The following is a 22,418-nucleotide window of genomic DNA, read 5'->3' as shown; positions in this document are numbered from 1 at the left end:
ATGGTCATGGTGTTCATATTTGGAATGTGTTCGGTCCTGCAGCCACTCCCGCCAGAAAACATTGCCCGCGTGAATGCGGGAAGGCGGGAATGACCGCTTTCGGGTATCCCTCTAGGTTGAACCTAGAGAACGGCCTCGACCTTGCTGATGATTTGCTTTTTTGGCAAATTGCCGGTGAACTCGTCCACCTTGGAACCACCCGAGTAGATCATCACCGAAGGGATAGACATGACCTGGAACATGGCAGCCAGGGTGCGTTCACTATCAACGTCTACTTTGGCAACCTTGATCTTGCCGTCGTATTCCGCGGCGATCTCATCCAGCACTGGGCCCAATTTCTTGCAAGGACCGCACCACTGTGCCCAGAAATCGACGATGACTGGGACATCTGATTCGACGACCTCAGACTTGAACGTCTGGGACGTGATGTCAATTGTGTTGCTCATGTGACTTGTCACCTCGTGGTTTTCTAGAAAGAATTACTAAGAATTCTAGTGTAGTCACAACGAATTAGTGCCATGGCGCGCGAAAACGCGTCTGCCATGACCACAAGTAAACGTTGCGCAAAATTCTATTTTGCAGCGGGGAAATTCCCAGCTGACTCCCAGTGAACTGCCGCTGCCAATAGCCCTCAACGGGCGACAGCAGCCAAGTACTCGCCGGCGTCGATGGCTGCACGACAGCCGGAACCAGCAGCAGTGATGGCTTGCTGGTAGTGGTCATCCACCAAGTCACCGCACGCGAATACCCCATCCAGGTTGGTGTGGGTGTGTGGGTGGTTGACCTTGACATAACCAGTTTCTTCCAAATCGACCTGGCCTTGCACTAAGTCCGTACGCGGGTCTGAACCGATTGCGACGAATAGTGCAGTCACGTCCAGCTCGCTGGTTTCGCCGGTCTGGGTGTCTTGCAGAGTCAGGCCAGATACCTTACCTGCAGATTCTTGAATGGCAGCAACGGTCTTATTCAGCTCCCAGGAGATCTTTTCGTTGTTTTTTGCCCGGTCCAGCATAATTGGCGAGGCAGAAAAACCTTCGCGACGGTGCACGATGGTGACCGATCGGGCGAATTTGGTGAGGAAGGTAGCTTCTTCCATTGCGGAATCACCGCCACCGACGACAGCGATATCGTGGTCCTTAAAGAAAAAGCCGTCGCAAGTAGCGCAGGTAGACACGCCACGGCCTGTCAGCGCCTTTTCTCCTTCTACTCCCAGGTGACGTGGTGCCGAACCCGTCGCCAAGATTACGGTGCGGGCGGCAAATTCCTCATCGCCGACGTAGATCTTTTTGATTTCGCCGTCGAGCTCAACGCGATCGACTAATTCCATACGCAAGTCAGCACCGAAACGTTGGGCCTGTGCGCGCATTTCTTCCATTAGCTCGGGGCCCATGATGCCCTTTTGGAAGCCGGGGTAGTTCTCTACCTCGGTGGTGTTCATCAATTCGCCGCCGTACTCATAGCCCTCAAAAACGATTGGGTTGAGTTCAGCGCGGGCAGCATAAAGCGCGGCACTGTAGCCGGCTGGGCCAGAACCAATTATGGCGACATCGTGAACGATCATTATTTTCCTCCGTTGCTGGATCTGTCTGCCAGATATTCTACGCGCTAATGAAACAGAATCTTGGCGACGCAAGCATGGTCGCAATGGACCTGAGGTGTGGTACAGCCCACGATGATTGCCCTAACAACTAGCCGGTTTGAGCGCGTTCGACGGCGTCGCGAATGGCCTGGCGTGCCCGCCAACGTCGCGATTTTACGGTTCCCGGTGCCACGCCTTGCTGTTTAGCGACTTCAAAAATGCTGTAGCCTGCGATATCTGTCAGGGTCAGAGCTTCGCGTTGTTCCTCGGCGAGTTCTGCAAGAGCATCCTGCAGGTAAATTCGCGCATCCACACTTCCAGCGGGATCATAACCCAAAGCTGGGTTGTGGTCGTGTGGCACCACTTCTGCGTCAATCGTGGGGGTTTCCCGGCGATGCTTGTGGTTGAGGTAGTCATAACCGGCATTCATGACTAACCGGTGCAGCCAGGTGCTCAACGCAGATTCTGCCCGGTAGGTGTCTAGCTTCGTGCTGGCTTTAAGCATCGCATCTTGCATGATGTCGTCAATATCGTGATCGTTGCCTGCATAGCGGCGCGCTACGCCACGCAATCGACGCCGGTGCTTGGTGAAAATCGCGTTAAAAGCACTGGCATCGCCACTGCAGAAATCGTCGACTAGCTGTTGATCAGAAATTTCAGTGTGTTCTGTCATGGTCCCCCCGATTGTGTTTCCCCAGAAATTTCCCCCTGTGGCCCCCATTACACCGTAGGTACGACGAAAGCGCCGTCCGGAATTGCACATTTCAATGTGCAACAAAAACCGGACGGCGCTTGGAATACGTGTTATGAACGCTACTGCAACTGCAGATGATCGACAGTGTTCAAGCCAGTGAGCATGACATCACGTAAGCGTAATTCATCTTCCACGCCACTGAATTGGATCAATACGCCACCAGAAAACTCATTGCGACTATTCAAGGTGACATTATTGCGGCCCTCCGACAGTGTGCCGGTAGCAATCCGCGGTAACGATTCCCGGTCAATGGTAACGGGATCTATGGGTGTCATGGCAGTGACACCGTCGTCGCCAGTAATGTCATTGATCGCAAATACGGAAAATTTTCCACCGGCGGTCTCTGAGCGAATAACTAGGTCTTGCAAGATCACAGGGTCTCGGGTGGCCACCAACAACGCTGGGTCGGATTGATGCGTTTCCCAGACCGTTTCTGGAAGTCCGTCGATGGCCTCGGGGGCTTCTGGACCATCTGGGAACAACCGCGCGTGGGCCAGAATTTGGATCACCGGCAAATCAATAACCGGTGCTGGTGGAGCGCTGGTGGTGTGAATGGCATCCGAGGACACTGGACTGGAATCGTCGTTCTGGTTGAACAACGAGAAGACGTAGGCAGACAAAGCAGCTACAGCGATGATCAACAAGAACGTGAATGTGGCAATGACGATGACCCCACCGTTGGAATAACCACGGGCTCCGAAACCGGCGCGCTCTTCCACATCTGGCGTGGCTTCATCTTCGACCGGCAGCGCCTCGACCTCACCAGGTTCTTCTTCTTGCTCGCCGCGGATAAATCGCTGCAAGCGGTCGGAAATCTCGCGTGGGGTGGGCTCCACCGGTTCAGTTGCTTGGGCAGCAGCGCGCGCCGCTGCAGTCCCACTCGGTGCTGAAGTACCGCTGAGCTCTGAAGTACCACTTAGCTCTGAATCATCGGCTGCGGATGCTTGCGAGCTTGCGGATTCTGCCACATGGGCTGATTTCTCCGTGCCGCGGACAGCCCTGTCGCTATCGTGTTCTTTGGCTGGCGTCGCCGATTGCCTAACCGCTTGTGCATTCTGGTTGTCAGCCTGCTCATCCTGGTTGGCCTGACCACTCTGGTCGGCCTGATCAGCCTGCTCACCCGCGTCTGTTTGTTCAGCCTGCTCACCCGCGTCTGTTTGTTCAGCCTGCTCACCCGCGTCTGTTTGTTCAGCCTGTTTAGCCAGTTCTGCCGTTTCAGCTTGTTGCGGGACACGCGGTTCTGTAATCGTCGACAACTCTTCCGGCGTCGGCGAGGTCGATTCCACCAATTGCGAAATCGCGGAATTCAGCGAGGAACGATCGCCCTCAATGGTGTTATCGCTCAGCACAGCCGGGAAAGCCAGCATCGCGGTGCCTTTGGTGGAAATCCGTACCCGGCTTCGGTTATCCAAACCGACGGTCTGCCCCTTCTCGTGCGCGGTGGCGATCGTATCGGCAAATGGGGCCAAAGCCTCGGCCACGGCAGCAGGATCCAAACCATCCGATTCAGCCACCGTCTTCAGATCGCTGCCGGGGATCCAATCCGCGACCACCAAGCAACCGGAACGATAGGACAGCACACGGATATTTGGTGCAATACCTGGCAAATTCAGCTGTGCCAAACGACGCGTACGACGCGAAACCTCCGCAGCCGCGCGGGCAGACTGCGCAGGGGTCATCGCTGCCATTGGGGCATTACCTGTCGTGGTGACAAACGTCAGCGCAACCTCTTTCCCAGTGGCGTTTTCTTTCGCCTGCCAGAACTGTGCCCCGGCGACACTGCCGTGATCGCGTAGCAGCCGGAAGCGCCCGTCGGACACTGGCGCGCCTGGAGTCAGGCGGGCGCCACGCACGACGCCAGCAGACATCGGTGGTGGCACCGGACTGGAGTTGAAGGTATCTTGCGCCAAAAAGCGTGCCGAAATATCTTGCAGGTCGATCTCGCCATCGGCGACGTCGTCGGAATCATTGACTTTGATGAGCTTGGACAGACCCGGCAAACGACGAGCAACCCGGCCCAGTGACTGGATTTCCTGGATCTTGGAGAAGGACAAAACGATGCCGGTGACGGTCAAAAATACCAAGCCCGCGATAATCGTGGACACCAGTGTTCCCGCCGAACGCAAAGCTGACTGCAGCGTTTCTGGTGCGAGGTCCACAATTGCCAGCCCCCAGGAATCCGGCAACATCCGTAACAAGAACAGCACCGCATACGCGCCCAGCAAACCGGCGAAAGCAGCGCCCAGCGACCAGCCAGAAGCGGACAGCACTTCCCGAGCACGCAGCGAGCCTAACTTCCGGCGCAGCAAGAAAATACCGATGATGGCACCGGTGATGAAGCCGAAGCCATTCGCTGCGCCCAGCAGAATAACCACGGTCTCGGGGCGGGCAGCAATCACCGGAGCCAACAAGGAAAGCGCAATTTTCGTTGCCGTAATGCCGGCGATAATAAACGTTGGCGTCCAGGCTTCCTCACGCGCGTAAAACACTCGCAGGTGCAACAGAACTAATGCGTATGGAATCAGCGTGAACGCAGAAAAACTCAGTGTCCAACCGAGCAAAACCGCGCTCTCTTCACCGAATAGGCCGTACTGGAACAGGCCTTGCGCGATAGGAGTGCCAAAAGCAGTAAAAAATACGACGATGGGGATCAGCGCGATGAACGTCAGCTTGGTGGCCACCGTCAGGTCGCGAACCACGGCTTTGTCGTCGCCGTCGGCAGCGTTGCGGGAAAGCCGCGGCATGATCGCAGTCAGCAGCGTGACGCCAATGACGCCATACGGCACCTGAATTAACAGCCACGCCTGCTGGTAAATGATTGGCGCTTGGGCGTCGGCAAGCGCACCGATGCGCGTGGTAATGACGTACCCCAACTGCGAAATCGCCACATAAACGATAATCGCGGCAGCCATGCCACCGAACTGCTTTAAGCGTGCATCCACGCCCCACAGCGGCTTTAGATTGACCTTCGCCCGGCGCAAATACGGCACCAGAAGCAGACACTGGACGACGACACCAGCGGTGGTACCCAAGCCGAGCAATACGACGTGGATATCGGTGATCGGTGATGGTGCAGCCGGGTTCAGCGAGCCCGGAACCGTCCAGTACAACAGCAACACGCCGATGGAGATAACGTTATTCGCCACTGGTGCCCAGGCACCGGGTGCGAAAATCCCCTTGGTGTTTAGCACTGCTTGGAACAGGGCAAAAAGCCCATAAAACATGATCTGTGGCAGCAGCAAAAACGCGAACGACGTCGCCTGAACTTCATTGACCTGGCCGGATTCCGGCAGCATCAACCTGGTGATCCACGGCGCTGTCAGCAAAGATATCAGCGTGATCGTGCCCAGTAGGCTGATCGCTAAGGTAAATAATCGGCGGACAAAGGCCTCTCCCCTATCGGGATCTTCCTTTTCGGCACGCACCAACACTGGAACCACCAGTGAGGTCAACACCGCGCCGAGGACGATCTCGGTGATCAGGTTGGGCAGCGTATTCGCCGTGTTGAAGGCCGAAGCTACCGCAGCACCCAAGGTGGCGGTGATCAATACATTGCGCAGAAAGCCCGTGATACGAGAAATCAGCGTGGCGATCGCCATCGAACCTGTAGCGCGGACGACATCAGCATCGCTGGCCTTTTCGTCATTGCGTCCACGACGCAGATCGGATTTATCTTCGGCGTCCGGCACAGCGACGGGCTGCGGACGTTTCTTCGGTACCGGAGCCGGTGGTGTCGGCTCGACGATGCGTCCGCGAGTAGATCGAACCGAAGTAGTTTCAGTATCTGTCAACGACACACCAATCTATTCATGCTAATTCTTTCTGCGACGCCGCACCCGCAACGTCACTGTTGTAGCCAACACCAGGGCCAGCCCGGCGACGACGCTGTATATGATCACAGAATCGCTCCGAGTGTTTACCGTGATTTCCACTGGTTGCGAAATTCCAGAGCCGTTTGGTGTGGCAAGCCACAGCCGGATATCAGTTCTTCCGCGATCCGCTGGGATATCAGCTGTCATTGTTACGGTAATCGAGCCACGAGCGGGAATGCTAACCTGCTCCGGCGTGTTGAGACGCGTTCCTTTTGGAGAGTTGTACGACAGCTGCGTGGTCACCGGTAGTGGAAGCTGATTCTTGGCGACGACAAGCAGTGGAGAGGAATCTGAGACGCGCGTATAGACATTGCCTGGGGGTGCGAGTGAGACGGACTCGCGAAGCTCTTTCAATACTGCGCGATTGGCGTTGATGCGCTCGGAGGTGGCGGCGACTGCCCTGTCATAACCTGAAAGTGTGTTGCGCTGGTGGTGCGACAAGGCGATAAGCATGTCGCGGCGGAGTGCCAGAGTGTACTCATAACGAGTCATCGAGATTGCGGGATCATTGTTCATGATCGACATGAGCTCGTTAATATAGCGCACCTGTTGCCGCACCTGGGTGAGCTCCAGGTCGGTGAACACCGTGGGGTCTGGATACGGGCTTCCGGATGCGGGGGTTGTGGAAGCATCGGTGTGCGCGGCCAGTTCGTGGGCGTCTGCGGGATCGATAGCGTTCTTGTCGACGGCTGCGCCCAGTGGTTGCGGGGCGATGCCCGGTTCTGTCAGTAGTTCAGCTGCGGTCTCGAGCAAGGTATCGGCGACGGTGGCGTCGACAAGCGCGGGTAGCAACGCGATGGTGGTGCCGCTGGTAGCAGTGTCGGTTGACTCCGCACCTTGATTGCGAACGGTGGTGCGGAGCGTGCTGGCAGCGGTGATCGTGCGCGCATGTTCCGAGGCTTTCGTTTCCCCGGTGCGGTGTGCCAAGGGCGTGAAGGGGGATGTGACTGGCTGCTGGCCGGTATCACTTAAGATTGCCGCCAGCGCGCTGTCGAAGGTGGATGCTCGCAGATTGCTCTCTGGGTCCGCGAGAGCCTCGGCAGCGGTGGCTACCGCATTATCTGCCAGTATTAAGTGAGCACCTTCCGGAAGGTTTCCTAATGCATAGGATGTTTCCCGTGAAACATAGCCGTTTCCGGGAAGCGTTAGCGGCTTGGCGTCCAGGCCAAGGATCCGCTGCAGCAACTCCGGGCCGCGATCGGTGGCTTCATGCAACATCCAGCCGTCATGGGTGCCTTGTACAGCGTTGAGGTCCGTGTTTGCCCACGGCATCGCCAGGACGCAATCGACCTCACGCAACATATCCAGCCAGGCCCGTGCATCGTCAGCCCCTGTGCCTTCGACGCCGAGATCTGGTTCTTTGTTGGTTCCCCAAGAATCCCGCAGACGCACTGGCTCGTTATTAATTTCTGGGCGTTGCTCGTTGACGTAGTAGCCCTCGGTCATCCGCGATGCGAAATTCACCACTGCGGGGTCTAAAGCCATGCATGATGCACCACGAAGTTCGTGTTCGCGATACGTTTTGACTAGCTCATACAGCCGTCCGCCTTCAGAGATTTGGTGGGTGAAATCTTCCGAGCGCACGATTAACGGATCATCACCCGTGGCTCCCGGCACTGGATCAATCATTGCCGAAACCGGCACGATGAGGGATAACCCGTGTTCGCTGTTAGCAATAGCAGGGGTGTCGGTGCCGGTAGCGTCGTCAAGGTCCACGGTATTAGGATCTCCGACGCTTAAAATTAGGCGTTCGCTAGCCAAATGTACCGGGTCGCCATCCTGAATCCCCGTGAGCGTGAACAACAACGGGTAAGCTCCTGGCTTCTCAATGCTCAGGCTCGGCGAGGCCGCCAACGCAGTATCAATATCCAGAAACGCCGCCGTGGAACTATTCGGCTGCACCGAGTCCACCTTCGTCGCGTTAGCCCAATACGGAAAATCACTTCCCGTCAGTGCGTCCTGCGCCGCAGCCGCCGAGTCCACTGCAGCAGCACGACGTACGGTGACTTGCACGTCCGTCAACTCAGACGTCGAACGGTTATCCACACGGAATTCCGCGCGCAGCTTCTCCCCCAGCTTCACAGACTCAGTTGCGGAATCTCCGGAAGCAGCTTCTTTCAAAGAAGTCAGTGATAGCGAGACGTTATCGTCAGCTAGCTCATCGTGCGGCAATCCCCATAGGTCAGAATTATCAGGTGATACCGGCACCGGTTCGGGTGCCGCCAGAGCAGCAGGAGCAGCGGCAAGAGCGGATAAAGCCACCAACGCAGACGAAGCAGCCAACCGATTCATCGCGGGGTGATCCTTCCCGCCTCTTTTTCTGCACGCGCCAATTCCGGCAATAAATCATGTGCCTTTCGCGCTAATTTGCGCTCGTCGGCATATGCCAGGCGCTCGATAAGCTCGGAGGCTGGGATCCAGGCAACCTCAGTCACCTCAGGATCTTCATCGTTGAGCCAGCCGTCAACAAAGCGCAACAAATGGTGGTGCACAGTTTTATGTATGCGTACTCCATCGGAGACGAACCAATAATCAATCACACCTAGGTGCGCAAAAACCGCACCATGGATGCCCGTTTCCTCCCACACCTCCCGCTCGGCGGTGACGTTGTGATCTTCATCCGGCTCCACGTGCCCTTTCGGCATTGACCACAGCAGCCGACCCCGGCGATCCAATCGGCCGATCAGTGCAACGTAGATGCTGGCGAGGTCCACCTTCCCGTTTTCTGCCACAGCTTCGGCGAGACCGGAAAGCACCAAACCGCCCGCTGAGGTTTCCGTGCGGGTTTCCATAACGGAACGTTGGGAGTGGTGTCCCTTGCGTTGGTGTGCGCTTTTATTCGAGTGTGCAGGCTGTTTGGAGGGATGCTGCTTTGCTGGCTGCTGTTTGCTCTGCTGGTTTTGCTGGCTCTTGTGTGCAGCTTTTGGACGTTTCTTCCCGGAATTATTTTCCGTATTCTTCGCGGCACTGTTCTTTGCGGCAGTGTTCTTCGTGCCAGAGTTCTTTGCAGCATTATTGGTGCCGCCGGCGGGATTGTGACCTCCCTTCTGTGCGGCCGGGCGACGCCGGCGTCGGCGTCGGCTTTTGTGGCTCTTTTCCTCATTAGTCATTACAGATGATCGTAGTAGACTAACGTGGGTGAATTCTTCAGACACCCAGCAGATTGCTCTGTTAGCACGCGCAACCGAGGCCGTCCGCGAACTTTCCCCGCTTTTGTCGGGGTTGGTGCAGCGTTTTGACGAGGCCGGTTATCAGCTGTTTTTGGTCGGCGGTTCCGTCCGCGATGCCATGCTGTCGCGGCTGGGCCATGATTTGGACTTTACTACCGATGCCCGCCCCGACGTGGTGCAGCCGATTTTGAATGACTGGGCCGAGACCGTGTGGGACACTGGCATTGCTTTTGGCACGGTTTCTGCCGTGAAAAAGGGTGAGCAGATCGAGCTGACCACGTTCCGGTCCGACGCTTATGATGGCGATTCCCGCAACCCCGTTGTTGAGTTCGGCGACACCCTGGAAGGCGATTTGATCCGCCGAGATTTCAAGGTCAATGCCATGGCGGTGGAATTGACGCTTGCCGACGACGACCCGAGCCTGATCACCGGACGGTTCCATGACCCGGTTGGTGGTTTCGCTGACATGGTGGCCGGTGTGCTGGATACCCCAGATACTCCGGAAATTTCCTTCCGCGATGATCCCCTGCGCATGTTGCGTGCCGCGCGCTTTGTCTCCCAATTGGAGCTGCGCATTGCGGACCGGGTGCGCGCTGCAATGAAGGAAATGTCTGGTGAGATTAACCGGATTACCGCCGAGCGCGTGCAGGTGGAATTGGACAAGCTGATGGCGGGAGCGAACCCCGTAGCGGGCATCGAGGTGCTAGTTGAAACTGGTCTGGCAGAGCATATTCTGCCGGAAATTCCGGCTTTAGCCATGGAGCCGGATGAACACTTGCAGCATAAAGATGTCTACAAGCATTCCTTGACCGTCTTGCAACAGGCGATTGATCTCGAAGACGACGAGCAGTCGCCCGATTTGGTGTTGCGCTGGGCGGCGTTGCTGCATGACATCGGCAAGCCTGCTACACGGGCGAAAAAGCCCGGTGGCGGCGTGAGTTTCCATCACCACGAGGTGGTGGGTGCAAAGATGACGCGTAAGCGGCTGCGGAAGCTGAAGTATCCGAAGGCCGTGATCGAGGACATCGCGAATTTGGTGTTTTTGCACATGCGTTTCCACGGTTTCAGCGAGGGTGAATGGACTGATTCTGCGGTACGTCGTTACGTGACGGACGCGGGTAAACTTCTCCCCCGCTTGCATAAGTTGGTGCGGGCTGATTGCACCACGCGGAACCAAAAGAAGGCTCGTCGGTTGGGCCGCGCCTATGACAATTTGCTGGAGCGTATTGACGAGATCCAGGAAAAGGAAGACTTGGCTCGCGTACGCCCGGATTTGGATGGCAATGAGATTATGGAAATCTTAGGGCTGGAGCCGGGGCCAGAGGTGGGCAAGGCATGGGCATATTTGAAGGAATTACGCCTGGAGCACGGCCCCCTCGGCAAAGAGGAAGCCATAGCGAAGTTGCGGGAAAAGTGGGGCGTGGCCTAAATGCCCCACTCACCTAGCAGCAATGGGAATCCCACGTCACACACCGGCGGGAATCCGTGCGCGCTGGGTTGCAGGAGGCCGCCCCGGTTTTTCTTGGCTTGGTGCCGCTCGGCTTGGCTTTCGGCGTGTTTATCACGCAGTTGGGGTTCGCCTGGTGGTGGGCCCCGATTTTCTCGGTCGTCATTTACGCCGGGTTCATGGAGTTTCTCGCCCCTGGGCTGATCGGGGCGGGCGTCGGCCCGATTTCTGCGGCGTTCACCGGCACTGTCGATCATTGGTGGAACGGCAGCATACGTCGGCTTTATTAACGTAGTGTTTTAGTCCCCCGTTCGTGAGTTTGTTAGGCCAGTTCTGGGAATCGTTGTTGTACTTCTGCCCACCAGGCCGCAAAGGCATCGTGGGATAAATGTTGTGTGGTGATATCCGGGTAGTCGCCGTAAGTGTTGGGATGCGGGACGGTGGTTTTGGGTACATCGATCTGTCCGGCACGGTGCATCCTTTCTGCGCTGGTTCCTGGCTTGTCGACGCGCGCTGCCCCAGCGATAACTTCATCTGGTGTCAGCGCGATCATGCGGTGTACCAGGCAACCGGATCCGCTTTCTTCCAATTCCGCGAGGTGAATCGCTGTTCCCGCACCGGGGATGGTCATCGTCAGTCGCGTATATAGATGTTTCACGTGAAACACTTCCCTATCTTCGTGTACTTCGCTATTTCCGTGTATTTAACTGTGGACGTTGAGCGCGTTGCCGGCGTCATCAATGGAAACCGGCTCCAACGGGTCACGGGCCGGGCCAGAGACCACGGAACCGTCGGCGATTTTGAATACGGAGTTATGCGCTGTGCAGCGAACCTCGTCGCCTTCGACTTTAGTGATTAGGTTCCGCTGGTGCGGGCACTGCTGGGAATATGCGACGTATTTACCTTCTTCAGGTTGGGCGATGATGTATCCGTCGGCAATGATTGCTGATCCGACTGGAATCTCCGCCTTGGCTACTTCCATTGGTGGTTCTTTACCACATGCGGCTAGGAAGGCGCCCGCGACGGTGGTAGCGGTTCCGAGAAGGAAAAGTCGACGGGAACAATTCTGTGCCATGGTGGTCACTCCTTGCGTTCGGGATGCGGGGTTATCGCATTTATTGTCACAGTGTCTTTAATTTGCAGCAGATATTCTTTGCCGGATAACGTCACTGTGATTTTTAGGCTACTGATTATCAGCTTGCCGAGCGGCGCGACGTAGTGCGTTCATATCAACACTGGGTGTTTTCGGTTTTCCGTCAGCGTCGGCGCCGCCAGACGAACAACACCCACCGGTAGCATCCGCATTCTTTTTTGCGTTGACGTGCTGGTCGTAGAGGACAGCGGTCCGGGCACCCAGGTTGGCGCCGTAGGAAATGGCAACGATGCCGACGACCGTCGTCACGGCAGGAATGACCCACATCAGTCCACTCGCTTGTAGCGATACTAAAGCGCCGAACGTCAGGCTTGCCCCAGCAACCAACCAGACCGGGCCCGCTACGGCGTGCGATGTCATCCATGCTTCCGGCGACTTACGTGCTTCATGTACCCGTAAGCCGAAAATGCTGTTGCCAGGTAGCTTTTTTAAGGTGGCCAGTCCGCCCACGGTAATAACGATGGCGGCCAAAACGAACAGCAGGATGGAAACGACGATCATGTCCCCAGTCTAGCCCTGCCTGCGAGAATGACGAAAACACTTCGCTATGCTTAAGGGGTCCTGAATACCACCATCCATAGTTAAGAGTTTTCTATGAGCGTTCGTAAAGTCAGCTCCTCGCTGCTGTTTCGCGTCGTGGTGGCGATCATTCTTGGCGTCGTTACGGGATTATTCTTCCCGGAATGGCTAGCCCGAGTATTCGTCACCTTTAACGGCTTGTTTAGCCAATTCCTCGGCTTCTTCGTGCCAGTGCTGATTTTCGCACTGATTACTCCGGCAATCGCCGGACTGGGTAAGGGTGCCGGAAAGTGGTTGGGTATCACCACCGGTATTGCTTATCTTTCCACCATCGGCGCTGGGTTGCTGGCCTACGCTGTGGCGGTATTCGGTTACCCGACTTTGTTGGGTGAACAATCGCTGGATCTCGATGTCAGCGACGTCGAAGAAGGGGCGTTGACGCCGTACTTCGAAGTTGAGATGGCTCCCCCATTCGAAATCATGACCGCTCTGCTGCTCGCGTTCGCCGTGGGGCTGGCAATGACGGCGGTGTCCTCGCCCGCGCTGTACAAGGGTGTGCGCGAGTTCGAGAAACTCATCATGAAGGTGATTACCTCCTTCGTCATCCCCCTATTACCACTGTTCATCTACGGTATTTTCCTGAACCTGATGATGAACGATAACCTGGGCGATGTCATCAATTCCTTTGCCCGCGTGCTCGTGCTTTCCGTCGTCATGACCTGGGTGGTCGTCATCCTGCAGTACCTTCTCGCCGGTGCGCTGTCGGCGAAGAACCCACTGACCGCGCTGAAGAACATGCTTCCTGCCTACTTCACCGCACTGGGTACTTCTTCTTCTGCCGCCACCATTCCGGTGACCTACAAGTCCGTACTGAAAAACGGTGTGGCACCAAATATCGCGGGATTCGTGGTTCCACTCGGTGCCACCATGCACCTCTCGGGTTCGATGACCAAACTGATTTTGTACACCTTCGGCATTGTTTACCTGTCGGGCATGGATGTCAGTTTCGGCCTCGCGCTAGGTTTCATGCTGTTGCTGGGCATTATGATGGTGGCTGCCCCTGGTGTTCCTGGTGGTGCGGTGTATGCGGCATTGGGATTGCTGGGCAGCATGTTGGGCTTCGACGAGGATATGCTCGCACTAATGATTGCGGCGTATATCGTGGTCGACTCGTTCGGCACCGCGGCGAATATCACTGGCGATGGTGCGATCGCCTTGTTGATCAACAAGTGGACCAAGAACGGCACCGCGGCAGAAGGCGTTGGCTTGCCGGACGACTACGATGTTCCTGCCACGGGTGAAGCACTGGGCCAGGATTCTCCTGGCAGCGGAAGAACTGAAACAGCTAAAAACTGATTTAGGCAAAATCTGATTCAGGCAACCCCTGACAGAAAGACATTGACCGGAACACACTGCCAGAAATACACAGACACTGACAATCGACAGTGACAATGATTTAAGCGCCAGGGCTGGGTTAGTCCTGGCGCTTAATGCGTTGCAGCTACCTTGTTGTAGCTACTTCGGTGCAGCTACCGCGTTGCAGCTTTCATGTGTGCGACGTAGTCGGATACCTCGTCGGCAAGCTCTGCGAGAGTGAACTCGTTACCCTGCTCCGTGGAGTTCACCCGGCCAGCAATAATACGGGTAATCGCAGAGCCGGTGATCGCACCGTCCGCGCCAGCGGCTAATGCTGCGCGCACGTGTTCAGGCTCCGAAATACCGAAACCTAAGAGCACCGGTGCACCATCGAAGCGTTTAATCGCATCGACAACAGTATCCAATCCCCCGGTCTCGGCTTCTTTATCTGCGCCAGTGACACCGTGGCGTGATAACGCGTAAATATAACCCGTCGAGTTTTCACTAACCGCCCGCAGCGTTTCTTCGCTGGCACGTGCCGGAGCAATAAATATCTGCGAAATTCCTGCCTGTTGCGCGGCCGCGACGAACGGAGCACCTTCGCGCGTGGGAACATCCGGGATCAAGATGGAATCCGCCCCCGCCTCGGCGCAGGCTTGATAGAACTGTGCGGTTCCCTTGCTTACCGCCAAATTGCAATAGACCAACAAGCCGATGGGGGTATCCGGGAATTCCTCGCGGATCTGGCGCAGCTGTTGCAACGACTTATCCAGACTGGCACCCGCGCGCAAAGCCCGTTGGTGGGATTTCTCGATTTCTGGACCGTCGGCGACCGGGTCACTAAAGGGAATGCCGATTTCCAATGCGTCTGCCCCAGCATTCACTGCTGCCCGAATGAGTTCTAGCGATGCCTCATAGCTGGGATCGCCGAGCATAAAAAATGGCACAAACGCGCCTTCGCCCTTTGTGCGTAAATCAGCGAACAGTGTTTCGTAACGTCCCATGATTATGCTTGGCCCTTCTCGTCAGTTTCTTCGGCGGCTTTTTTCTGTGTGGCGTTGTCGTCGGCATAGCGTTGCCAGGCGCCAGTTTCATCTGCCAAATCACCTAAGACATGGCGCACATGATCGATGTCTTTATCACCGCGACCGGATAGTGAGACCACGATGGAGATGTCTTCGTCTTTACGCTTCAGGGCATACGCCAGCGCGTGCGAAGACTCTAGCGCCGGAATGATGCCCTCTTTCTGTGCCAGCAGTTGGAAGGCTTCCAGCGCTTCGGCGTCGGTAATGCCAACATAGGTCGCACGACCGCTGGCGTGCAGGTGTGCGTGCTGTGGTCCGACACCGGGGTAATCCAGCCCGGCGGAAATCGAATAGGACTCATCGACCTGGCCCTCGGCATTGCGCATCAGGTATGAGCGCGTGCCATGCAGAATTCCGACGGTTCCCTGTGTGATAGTGGCACCGTGTCGTCCGGAGTCCACTCCTTTACCGCCCGGCTCGGCACCGACGAGTTCGACGTCTGGCTCGTCGATGAAGTCTGCGAACATACCAATTGCATTCGATCCACCGCCGACGCAAGCCACGACGACGTCGGGAAGACCACCGGTGCGTTCAATCATTTGTGCTTTCGCCTCGGTGGAAATCACGCGGTGGAATTCTCGCACGATGGTTGGGAATGGGTGCGGACCTGCCGCGGTGCCGAGCAAATAGTGCGAGTCCTCAAAGGTGGCGGTCCAATCGCGCAAAGCCTCGTTCACGGCATCCTTCAATGTGCCGGAACCGGTTTCCACGGAGACCACCTTGGCCCCCATGAGTTCCATGCGGAACACGTTGGGTGCTTGCCGACGCACATCCTCGGCGCCCATATACACCACGCACTCGAGATCCAGCAGCGCGCAAGCTAAGGCCGTCGCGGTACCGTGTTGGCCTGCGCCGGTTTCGGCAATCACACGCTTTTTGCCCATCCGCTTGGCCAACAGCGCTTGGCCAAGCACCTGGTTGGTTTTGTGTGCTCCGCCGTGCACGAGGTCTTCGCGTTTCAGGAAGATGCGGGCCTTGCCACCCAGGCGGGTGGCTTCGGTTAATGGTGTCGGGCGGCCCAGATAATCCTTGAGCAGACGTGCTAATTCATCCTTGAAGGATTGGTCTTCCATCGCGTCGACGAAAGCACGCTCTAATTGATCCAGTGCAGGGATCAAGGATTCGGGGACGAATTGCCCGCCGAATTCGCCAAAATATGCCGGCAAAATTGTCGCACGTTCATTGCTCATGGTGTGTCCTAGTCTCGGGATTCTGGGTAGTCGTGGGGTTGTGTGTAACCGTGGGGTTCTGTGTAGTCGCGGATGGTGGCAAAGGCAGTACGGATTAATGAGGCGTCTTTTCGTGGTGCTGCGGCCGGTCCTGCTTTTGCGGTCTCAGTTGCGGCAGAAGGGGCTACTTCTACCCCGGAGTTCAGGTCGATGCCGAGGCATCCAAGTTCCAGTGCGGCTTGGAGGTTTTTGGGGTTGATCCCGCCTGCTAACAATGAGTGGGGCTTAATCTCATCGGGAATTGATTGCCAGTCGAAGGTGCTTCCGGTTCCTCCTTGCCCCGCATCGAGAACCAGTTTGTCGGCAGCGCCGGGAGCAACGAGCTCGTTGAGTCTCTCCGGTTCCACCTCCGGGGTGGTCATGGAGATCGCACGCCAGATTTCTAGGCCGGTATCTGCTGGGTCCGCTCCCGCGTCGCGGAGTTCCGCGCGTACGTTTGCGAGTAACGCTTCTTCCCCAGCAATAGACCCCTGGTACGGGCTGTGGACTTGGAGGGCGTGGATGCCGGGTTGTACCAGCTCGGCCCAGCCCGTCGTCCGCCGCGAAACTGCGACGTAGCGCAGCCCGGGTTCATCGGCGATGATTTTTTTCGATGTTTCACGTGAAACATGGCGGGGAGATGTTTCCTCGAAGATCAAACCGCCGTAGACCGCACCCGCGGCGCGAGCGGCTTGGGCGGTGCCCGACGTCGTCAAGCCGCATACTTTGTTGTGTCCATAGACCAGAGCGCGGGCAGCCCAATCTGTATCCGGCTGCGAAGACAACTGCGAACCGACCAAAAATCCGGAAGCGTGTGCGCCCAAAGCCCGCACTGCCCTATTATCCCGAATTCCGGATTCAGAAAGGGCTAGTGTTCCTTCTGGGAGCAATGCCGCTAATTTCGCAGTGCGTGAAAGATCTATGGAAAGATCATGCAGGTTCCGGTTGTTGATGCCCACGATCTGCGCACCCAAGCGCAATGCGCGGGCAACCTCGTCCTCATCAATGACTTCCGTGAGCACGTCCAGACCCAATTCGTCGGCAAGCGTAGACAGCCGTGCGTACTCGTCATCGCCCAGCACCGAGAGCATCAACAAGATTGCGTCGGCACCGTAATAGCGCGCAGCATAGAGCTGCACGGGGTCGATAATGAAATCCTTGCACAACACCGGAAGGTGCGTCGACATGGCGACGGTTGCTAGATGGTCATAGTCGCCACCGAAATGCTCTGGTTCGCACAACACGGAAATTCCGGCAGCATAACGCGAATACACCCGCGCCAACTCGCCGGGCTGATAATCTGCCCGAATCAGGCCCAGCGACGGTGATGAGGACTTGCACTCCATGATGAACGCCTGTGGGCGCGCCCGAAGTGAATCGTACAAACTGCGTTGTGAGCGTGGCAGCTGTGCACGGTCCACATGTGCGATTCGCTCGGTGATGGCCGGCAGGTGCGTACGACGCTGGGCAACGATATTTTCTAGCACCGTGGGCAATTTAGCGTTCACCGTAATCGGCCTCCTCGTGGGTAGCTAACCAACGCTTCGCGGTGCCGTCGTTAATGATTTGAGTCGCCAGCGAGGTTCCTTCGGCAATGGAATCTGCCTTACCGATGACGTACAGCATTGCTCCGGCGTTGACGGCGACGGCGTCGTGGTGTGCCTGTGGTGCCGTGCCTTCGAAGATAGCCCGGATCGCAGCGGCATTCGCCGTACCATCTCCGCCTTCCAAGTCAGCTAATTCGTGGCGGGTGACGCCGAAATCTTCCGGGGTGAGCTCGTACTGTGCAATCTCACCATCGCGCAATTCCCAGATCGTGGTCGGGCCATGCACCGCTACTTCGTCAGTACCGGAGCCATGCACGACGAGCGCCCGTTTGCGGCCAAGCTCGCGGAATACCCGGGCGATCGTTTCGCCGATTTCTGGCCGGGCGATACCCATCATCTGAAACTCTGGGCGTGCCGGTGACAACAAGGGGCCCAAGGTGTTGAACAGGGTGGGAACCTTCAGCGCCTTACGCACCGGCATCACGTGCGCGACCGCCGGATGATACGCCGGGGCGAATAAGAAGGTGAAGCCAGAATTCTGGAATTGGGTAACTGCACGATCCACATCCAAGTCCAGCGGGATATTCAGTGCCTCGAGGACATCCGCGGAACCGGAACGCGACGATACCGACCGGTTGCCGCCTTTCACTACCTTCGCTCCCCCAGCGGCGGCGACCAGTGATGCCGCGGTGGAAATATTAATCGTGTTGGTGCCGTCGCCGCCGGTACCAGCGGTGTCTAACAAACCAGCACCCGTAATCGGGAACGGGCGCGCGGCATTGATAAACGCTTGCGCGGCACCGGCGATGTCGGCGAAAGTCTCACCACGGGTGCGGATCGTGGCCAGCAGAGCCGCAATGTGTACGTTCTCGTACTCGCCAATGGTCAGTGGTTGGAAAACTTCCCGGGCTTGCTCGACTGTGGGGTCATGATTGTCCAAATAAGCCAGCAGGCGATCCAGCGGCGCGGGGTTTGCGTCAGTATTGTCGGAGTCGTGGTCTGCTGTGGCGTTTTCAGCGTTGGCGTTTTCCGCAACGGTGTTTTCAGTGGTGCTCTCGGTCATCAGCACTCCCCTTTCGTTAAAAAGTCGATGCAACGATTCAACAAGACTGGCCCTTTCGGGCTCAAGATTGATTCGGGGTGGAACTGCAAGCCCATGCACGAGCCATCGGGGGCATAAGCCGCCATGGCCACATCGCCTAAGTCTGTCTTTGTCGTTGCAAGTACCTGTAGCTGTTCCGGCGGGTTCGCGCATCCCAACGAGTGATAGCGAGCCACCGGGACCAAGCGGCCGACGTGTTCTGGTTTATCTGGTTCCTCGTCGATTGTCAGCCCAGCAAACAGCGGATGGTGCGCTCCAGCATCCGTCAGCGTCATAGGTACGGAGCGGCCGTGCACCGGTCCACACGGTTCCACGGTGCCGCCGTAGTGTTCCAGGAGGGCTTGGAATCCCAGACAAATTCCAAGCACCGGTATTTCACCATGGATGGCGTCGAGAAGCTCCATCATGTTCCCGGTTTCCCGTGGGTGCCCCGGCCCCGGTGAGAACAACAGCAAATCCGGCTTGGCGGCCAACACCGTCTCCACATCGACCGTGTTGCGGAAAACCGTGCAGTGGTGCCCGCTCAGCGCGTCGACCAGGTTGTAAATGAACGAATCGCGGTTATCAATCACCACGACATGCGGCTGTGCTGTCATCTGCGGCTGTGCTGTCATTATCGTGCCACCTCCACTGGCGCCCCCAGCGCGACGGCATCGAGCACCGCATACGCTTTGTGTACTGTCTCGTCGGCCTCCGCCTGCGGAATAGAATCCCGCACAACGCCGGCACCGGCCTGAATGATCGCTTCCTCGTTACGCACGAAGGCACTGCGAATCACGATGCAGTTATCCATACGTCCGTCGCCACCGAGATACCCGACCGCGCCGCCGTAGGAACCGCGGCGTTTGCCTTCTACTTCACGCAACAGGTCCACCGCACGCAGTTTTGGTGCACCAGTCAGCGTGCCCATGTTCATGCACGCCCGGTAGGCATCGAGGGCGTCGAAATCCTCGTGCAAGGTGGCGGTGACGCGGGAGACGAGGTGCATCACGCGCGAATATCGGTCCACTTGCAACAACTCCGCGACTTTACGCGTGCCAGGTACTGCGACGCGGGCGAGATCGTTACGTGCCAGATCCACCAACATGGTGTGCTCGGCCAGTTCCTTGTGGTCGGTGCGCATCTCCAGCTCGTTGCGGATATCGAGTTCGTGATTGACGCTGCCATCCGGGTTTAAGCCGCGTGGGCGCGTTCCAGCAATCGGATACAGCTGCACTTCCCGAGTATCCGGGGAGAATTTCAGGTTTGATTCCGGCGAGGCGCCAAACAGCTCGTAGTCTTCGCCGCGGAAGTAGAACATATACGGCGATGGGTTCGTCTGGAGTAGGCGTCGGTAGGAAGCAAAGGCATCGGTGCACGGTGCGCGGAAGGTGCGCGCGGGCACCACCTGATAAATATCGCCCTGATAAATATTGCCTTTGAGCTGTTCGACGTGGCTGCGGAATTGTTGGTCGTCGATATCCGTGCGGACCCGCAGCGGTTCGCTCTTGTCGACGCCCTGCTCCGGTGGAGCCAGTGGTGTGATCTCAATTTCGGCTTTCGTGGCATAGGCAGCCAGCCGCTTGTCGACGTCGTCCTGGCTGGTTCCGACGCCGCACACATATGCTGTCTGTGACAGGTGGTCTACTTTTAGTAGTGTTTCTGCGACGACGAATTCGTAATCTGGGTACGTGTTGTCGCCTTCGCTGACCGTGGGTAGGGTTTCGAAGGTTTCTAAAAAGTCGTAGGCGAAGCCGCCAGCCAATAAGGGCAGATCCGGTACTTCTCCGGCGGAACCCTGTTGAGTGGCGTTGCCGCCATACTGCTCGCTCAATTGCAGCCGACGCAGCACTTCTGCCGGGGAGACCGCCAGCAGGCGTTCGCGCTCATCGGCAGCCTGGGATACTGGGAATTCGAAGACTGCCACTCCCCGATCGTCGCCATTGCTCGTGACTTCATGTTCAGAAAGTTCGTCACGTAATTTCGCTATTATCTCTTCGCCGGTAGCTGTGAGCGCCTGCGCGATAACCCGGCTGCCGTGGCAGCGAACGCGAACAGCGGAGTCGAGAACCGCCAAGCAGAGAAGGTTTTTCTTGGATTCGATATCCGCTGATTCCAGCAGTACCGTATCTGTGTGCTCGAGCCCGCCTAGATGGGCGAAAAGCTGCGCCGCATCCGCGTGGTAGCGCAGATCGCGGCGCGCTGTGGGGAGATGTGCAGCAAAATTCATAGCCCCAACAATACTGTGTGGCAGCCGACATGGGCGGCGTGGCCTAGGCTTAAATTCGCTCCGAGGGTCGGCGCCGCCGGGAATGGCAATGTTTCACGTGAAACATTGCTTATTCCTCACCGAAAACAAGCTCGCCGTTCTTATAGGTCCGGTAAGTCGCAGGCATGCCTGGGCGGTAGGCCAGCTCGATTGCGTTGGTGAAGTTGAGCACGTGCAAATCTGCTGCTGCACCGGGGACCAAGCTTCCGCGGCCGGGACGGCCCTGTGCGTCTTCCCCACCTTTGACCGGTTGGCGACGCAGTGCTTTTGCACCGCCCAAGGTTGCGGCCTCGATGGCTTCATCCAAACTGAGGTCTTGCTGCAGCACCGCGGTGGTGACACAGAAATTCATTGACGAGGTGTACGACGTTCCTGGGTTCAGGTTTGAGGCGATCGCGACGGTGGCACCGGCATCCAGCAATTTCCGAGCTGGGGCGAGATCTTGTTTCGTCGACAAGTCACAGGCCGGCAACACCGTAGCGACGGTCTCGCTGCCGGCTAGTGCTTGGATATCGTCGTCGGAAAGATAGTTCACGTGGTCGACCGATGCCGCACCGACCTCAACGGCGAGGCGTACACCGGGGCCTTGCTGCAGCTGATTGCCGTGCACGCGTGGAAGCAGACCCCGCTTCTTACCGGCCTCGAGCACTTTGCGTGATTGTTCCTCGTTAAACGCGCCGGTCTCGCAGAAAACGTCGATCCAGCCAGCGTGCGGCTCTACGGCGTCCAACATCGGGCCGACGACTTCCTCCAGGTATTCGTCGGCATCTGCCCCCGGCGGAACCAGGTGTGCGCCCAGGAAAGTCACGTCGTCGACGCCTGTGCTGGCTACCTCAGCGGCTAGGGCCTCGGATTCTGTGTTCAAGCCGTAGCCGGTCTTGGTCTCGATGGTGGTCGTGCCGCCCGCGTGACAGCCAGCGATGCGTTCTTGCAACAACCGTTCCAGGCGCTCACGCCCAGCACTGCGGGTAGCTTCCATGGTGGTGGCGATACCCCCGGCCGAATAGGATTCGCCTGCCATGCGGGCTTCGAACTCCTCGGCGCGGTTGCCATCGAAAATCATGTGCGTGTGTGAATCCACCCAACCTGGCAGTACTGCACGGCCGCCCAGGTCGATCTTTTTCTCGATGCCCTCGGAGAGGTCCTGTGGCAGGTCATTCAACGCGCCGACCCAGGTGATGACGCCATCACTGTCGACGAGCAGCGCGCCGTCTTTAATGGTGCCCGCGTCCGATACCGTGCGTAGTTCGCTGATGTTGTGGAAAAGTGTGCTCATGATGCCTTTCGAATGGTGATATCTCGCGTGCGTGGAGATGTCTGTTTATGTGCAAGTTCTCATGGGTGCTGTCCTCATGGGCGCTGCCTTCGTTGGTGCTGT

The 22,418-nt window shown here is 57.4% G+C and carries 18 protein-coding genes and 1 pseudogene; 3 read left to right on the top strand and 16 right to left on the bottom strand.

Features of this window, described 5'->3' with window-relative positions:
• Positions 1-122 precede the first annotated feature (122 nt).
• The 6 genes from trxA to L9H78_RS10450 all read right to left on the bottom strand — a co-directional run bounded on the left by trxA (position 123) and on the right by L9H78_RS10450 (position 9,315).
• A complete protein-coding gene (trxA, locus tag L9H78_RS10475) occupies positions 123-446 on the bottom strand; it encodes a thioredoxin (protein WP_249620063.1) in 324 nt (107 codons plus the stop codon).
• A gap of 185 nt (positions 447-631) precedes the next feature.
• The gene (trxB, locus tag L9H78_RS10470; RefSeq protein WP_021353376.1) at positions 632-1,561 is read right to left on the bottom strand and encodes a thioredoxin-disulfide reductase; all 930 of its coding nucleotides are present in this window, start codon (positions 1,559-1,561) and stop codon (positions 632-634) included.
• Between the two features lie 127 nt (positions 1,562-1,688).
• Positions 1,689-2,252 carry an RNA polymerase sigma factor gene (locus tag L9H78_RS10465; RefSeq protein WP_021353375.1) on the bottom strand — a complete coding sequence of 188 codons (564 nt, stop codon included), beginning with the start codon at positions 2,250-2,252 and terminating at the stop codon, positions 1,689-1,691.
• 140 nt (positions 2,253-2,392) lie between these two features.
• Entirely contained in the window at positions 2,393-6,130 is a 3,738-nt protein-coding gene (locus L9H78_RS10460; protein WP_249620062.1) for a lipid II flippase MurJ, read from the bottom strand.
• 15 nt (positions 6,131-6,145) lie between these two features.
• The gene (locus L9H78_RS10455) at positions 6,146-8,497 is read right to left on the bottom strand and encodes a hypothetical protein (RefSeq protein WP_249620061.1); all 2,352 of its coding nucleotides are present in this window, start codon (positions 8,495-8,497) and stop codon (positions 6,146-6,148) included.
• Positions 8,494-9,315 (bottom strand): NUDIX hydrolase, encoded by an 822-nt coding sequence (locus tag L9H78_RS10450; protein ID WP_249617964.1) that lies wholly within the window; start codon positions 9,313-9,315, stop codon positions 8,494-8,496. The genes L9H78_RS10455 and L9H78_RS10450 overlap by 4 nt, the downstream gene beginning before the upstream one ends.
• 28 nt (positions 9,316-9,343) lie before the next feature.
• Between L9H78_RS10450 and L9H78_RS10445 the strand changes: the two genes are divergently transcribed.
• Together L9H78_RS10445 and L9H78_RS10440 are read left to right on the top strand one after the other, a co-directional pair.
• The gene (locus L9H78_RS10445; RefSeq protein WP_249617963.1) at positions 9,344-10,804 is read left to right on the top strand and encodes a CCA tRNA nucleotidyltransferase; all 1,461 of its coding nucleotides are present in this window, start codon (positions 9,344-9,346) and stop codon (positions 10,802-10,804) included.
• A 56-nt stretch (positions 10,805-10,860) separates the two neighbouring features.
• Positions 10,861-11,067, top strand: a pseudogene (locus tag L9H78_RS10440) (AzlC family ABC transporter permease); the annotation flags it as partial.
• 77 nt (positions 11,068-11,144) lie between these two features.
• On the opposite strand, the gene L9H78_RS10435 reads toward L9H78_RS10440, so the two are convergent.
• The 3 genes from L9H78_RS10435 to L9H78_RS10425 form a co-directional block, all read right to left on the bottom strand.
• Positions 11,145-11,480: a hypothetical protein gene (locus L9H78_RS10435; RefSeq protein WP_249620060.1), complete on the bottom strand. Its 336-nt coding sequence runs from the start codon at positions 11,478-11,480 to the stop codon at positions 11,145-11,147.
• A 45-nt stretch (positions 11,481-11,525) separates the two neighbouring features.
• Entirely contained in the window at positions 11,526-11,897 is a 372-nt protein-coding gene (locus L9H78_RS10430) for a Rieske (2Fe-2S) protein (RefSeq protein ID WP_021353365.1), read from the bottom strand.
• A 108-nt stretch (positions 11,898-12,005) separates the two neighbouring features.
• Positions 12,006-12,476, bottom strand: coding sequence for an SdpI family protein (locus tag L9H78_RS10425; RefSeq protein WP_249620059.1), 471 nt, complete (start codon positions 12,474-12,476; stop codon positions 12,006-12,008).
• Positions 12,477-12,569: 93 nt separating this feature from the next.
• Here L9H78_RS10425 and L9H78_RS10420 point away from each other — a divergent pair, with 93 nt between their 5' ends.
• A complete protein-coding gene (locus L9H78_RS10420) occupies positions 12,570-13,850 on the top strand; it encodes a dicarboxylate/amino acid:cation symporter (protein WP_249620058.1) in 1,281 nt (426 codons plus the stop codon).
• 173 nt (positions 13,851-14,023) lie between these two features.
• Here L9H78_RS10420 and trpA read toward each other — a convergent pair whose 3' ends face one another.
• The 7 genes from trpA to hutI form a co-directional block, all read right to left on the bottom strand.
• Complete coding sequence (gene trpA / locus L9H78_RS10415; RefSeq protein ID WP_249617956.1) at positions 14,024-14,854, bottom strand: tryptophan synthase subunit alpha; 831 nt, start codon at positions 14,852-14,854, stop codon at positions 14,024-14,026.
• A 2-nt stretch (positions 14,855-14,856) separates the two neighbouring features.
• A complete protein-coding gene (gene trpB / locus L9H78_RS10410) occupies positions 14,857-16,125 on the bottom strand; it encodes a tryptophan synthase subunit beta (RefSeq protein ID WP_249620057.1) in 1,269 nt (422 codons plus the stop codon).
• 8 nt (positions 16,126-16,133) lie between these two features.
• A complete protein-coding gene (gene trpCF, locus L9H78_RS10405) occupies positions 16,134-17,651 on the bottom strand; it encodes a bifunctional indole-3-glycerol-phosphate synthase TrpC/phosphoribosylanthranilate isomerase TrpF (protein WP_249620056.1) in 1,518 nt (505 codons plus the stop codon).
• Positions 17,641-18,753, bottom strand: coding sequence for an anthranilate phosphoribosyltransferase (gene trpD, locus L9H78_RS10400; RefSeq protein ID WP_249620055.1), 1,113 nt, complete (start codon positions 18,751-18,753; stop codon positions 17,641-17,643). The genes trpCF and trpD overlap by 11 nt, the downstream gene beginning before the upstream one ends.
• Positions 18,753-19,406, bottom strand: a complete 654-nt coding sequence (locus L9H78_RS10395; RefSeq protein WP_249620054.1) for an anthranilate synthase component II — start codon at positions 19,404-19,406, stop codon at positions 18,753-18,755. Before L9H78_RS10395 ends, trpD begins: the two co-directional genes overlap by 1 nt.
• Positions 19,406-21,001: an anthranilate synthase component 1 gene (locus L9H78_RS10390; protein WP_249620053.1), complete on the bottom strand. Its 1,596-nt coding sequence runs from the start codon at positions 20,999-21,001 to the stop codon at positions 19,406-19,408. The genes L9H78_RS10395 and L9H78_RS10390 overlap by 1 nt, the downstream gene beginning before the upstream one ends.
• Before the next feature lie 109 nt (positions 21,002-21,110).
• Positions 21,111-22,316 (bottom strand): imidazolonepropionase, encoded by a 1,206-nt coding sequence (hutI, locus tag L9H78_RS10385; protein ID WP_249620052.1) that lies wholly within the window; start codon positions 22,314-22,316, stop codon positions 21,111-21,113.
• Positions 22,317-22,418 lie beyond the last annotated feature (102 nt).

Source organism: Corynebacterium pseudodiphtheriticum (assembly GCF_023509295.1).
Lineage (GTDB): Bacteria > Actinomycetota > Actinomycetes > Mycobacteriales > Mycobacteriaceae > Corynebacterium > Corynebacterium pseudodiphtheriticum.
This window is presented reverse-complemented; position numbering and strand designations above follow the sequence as displayed.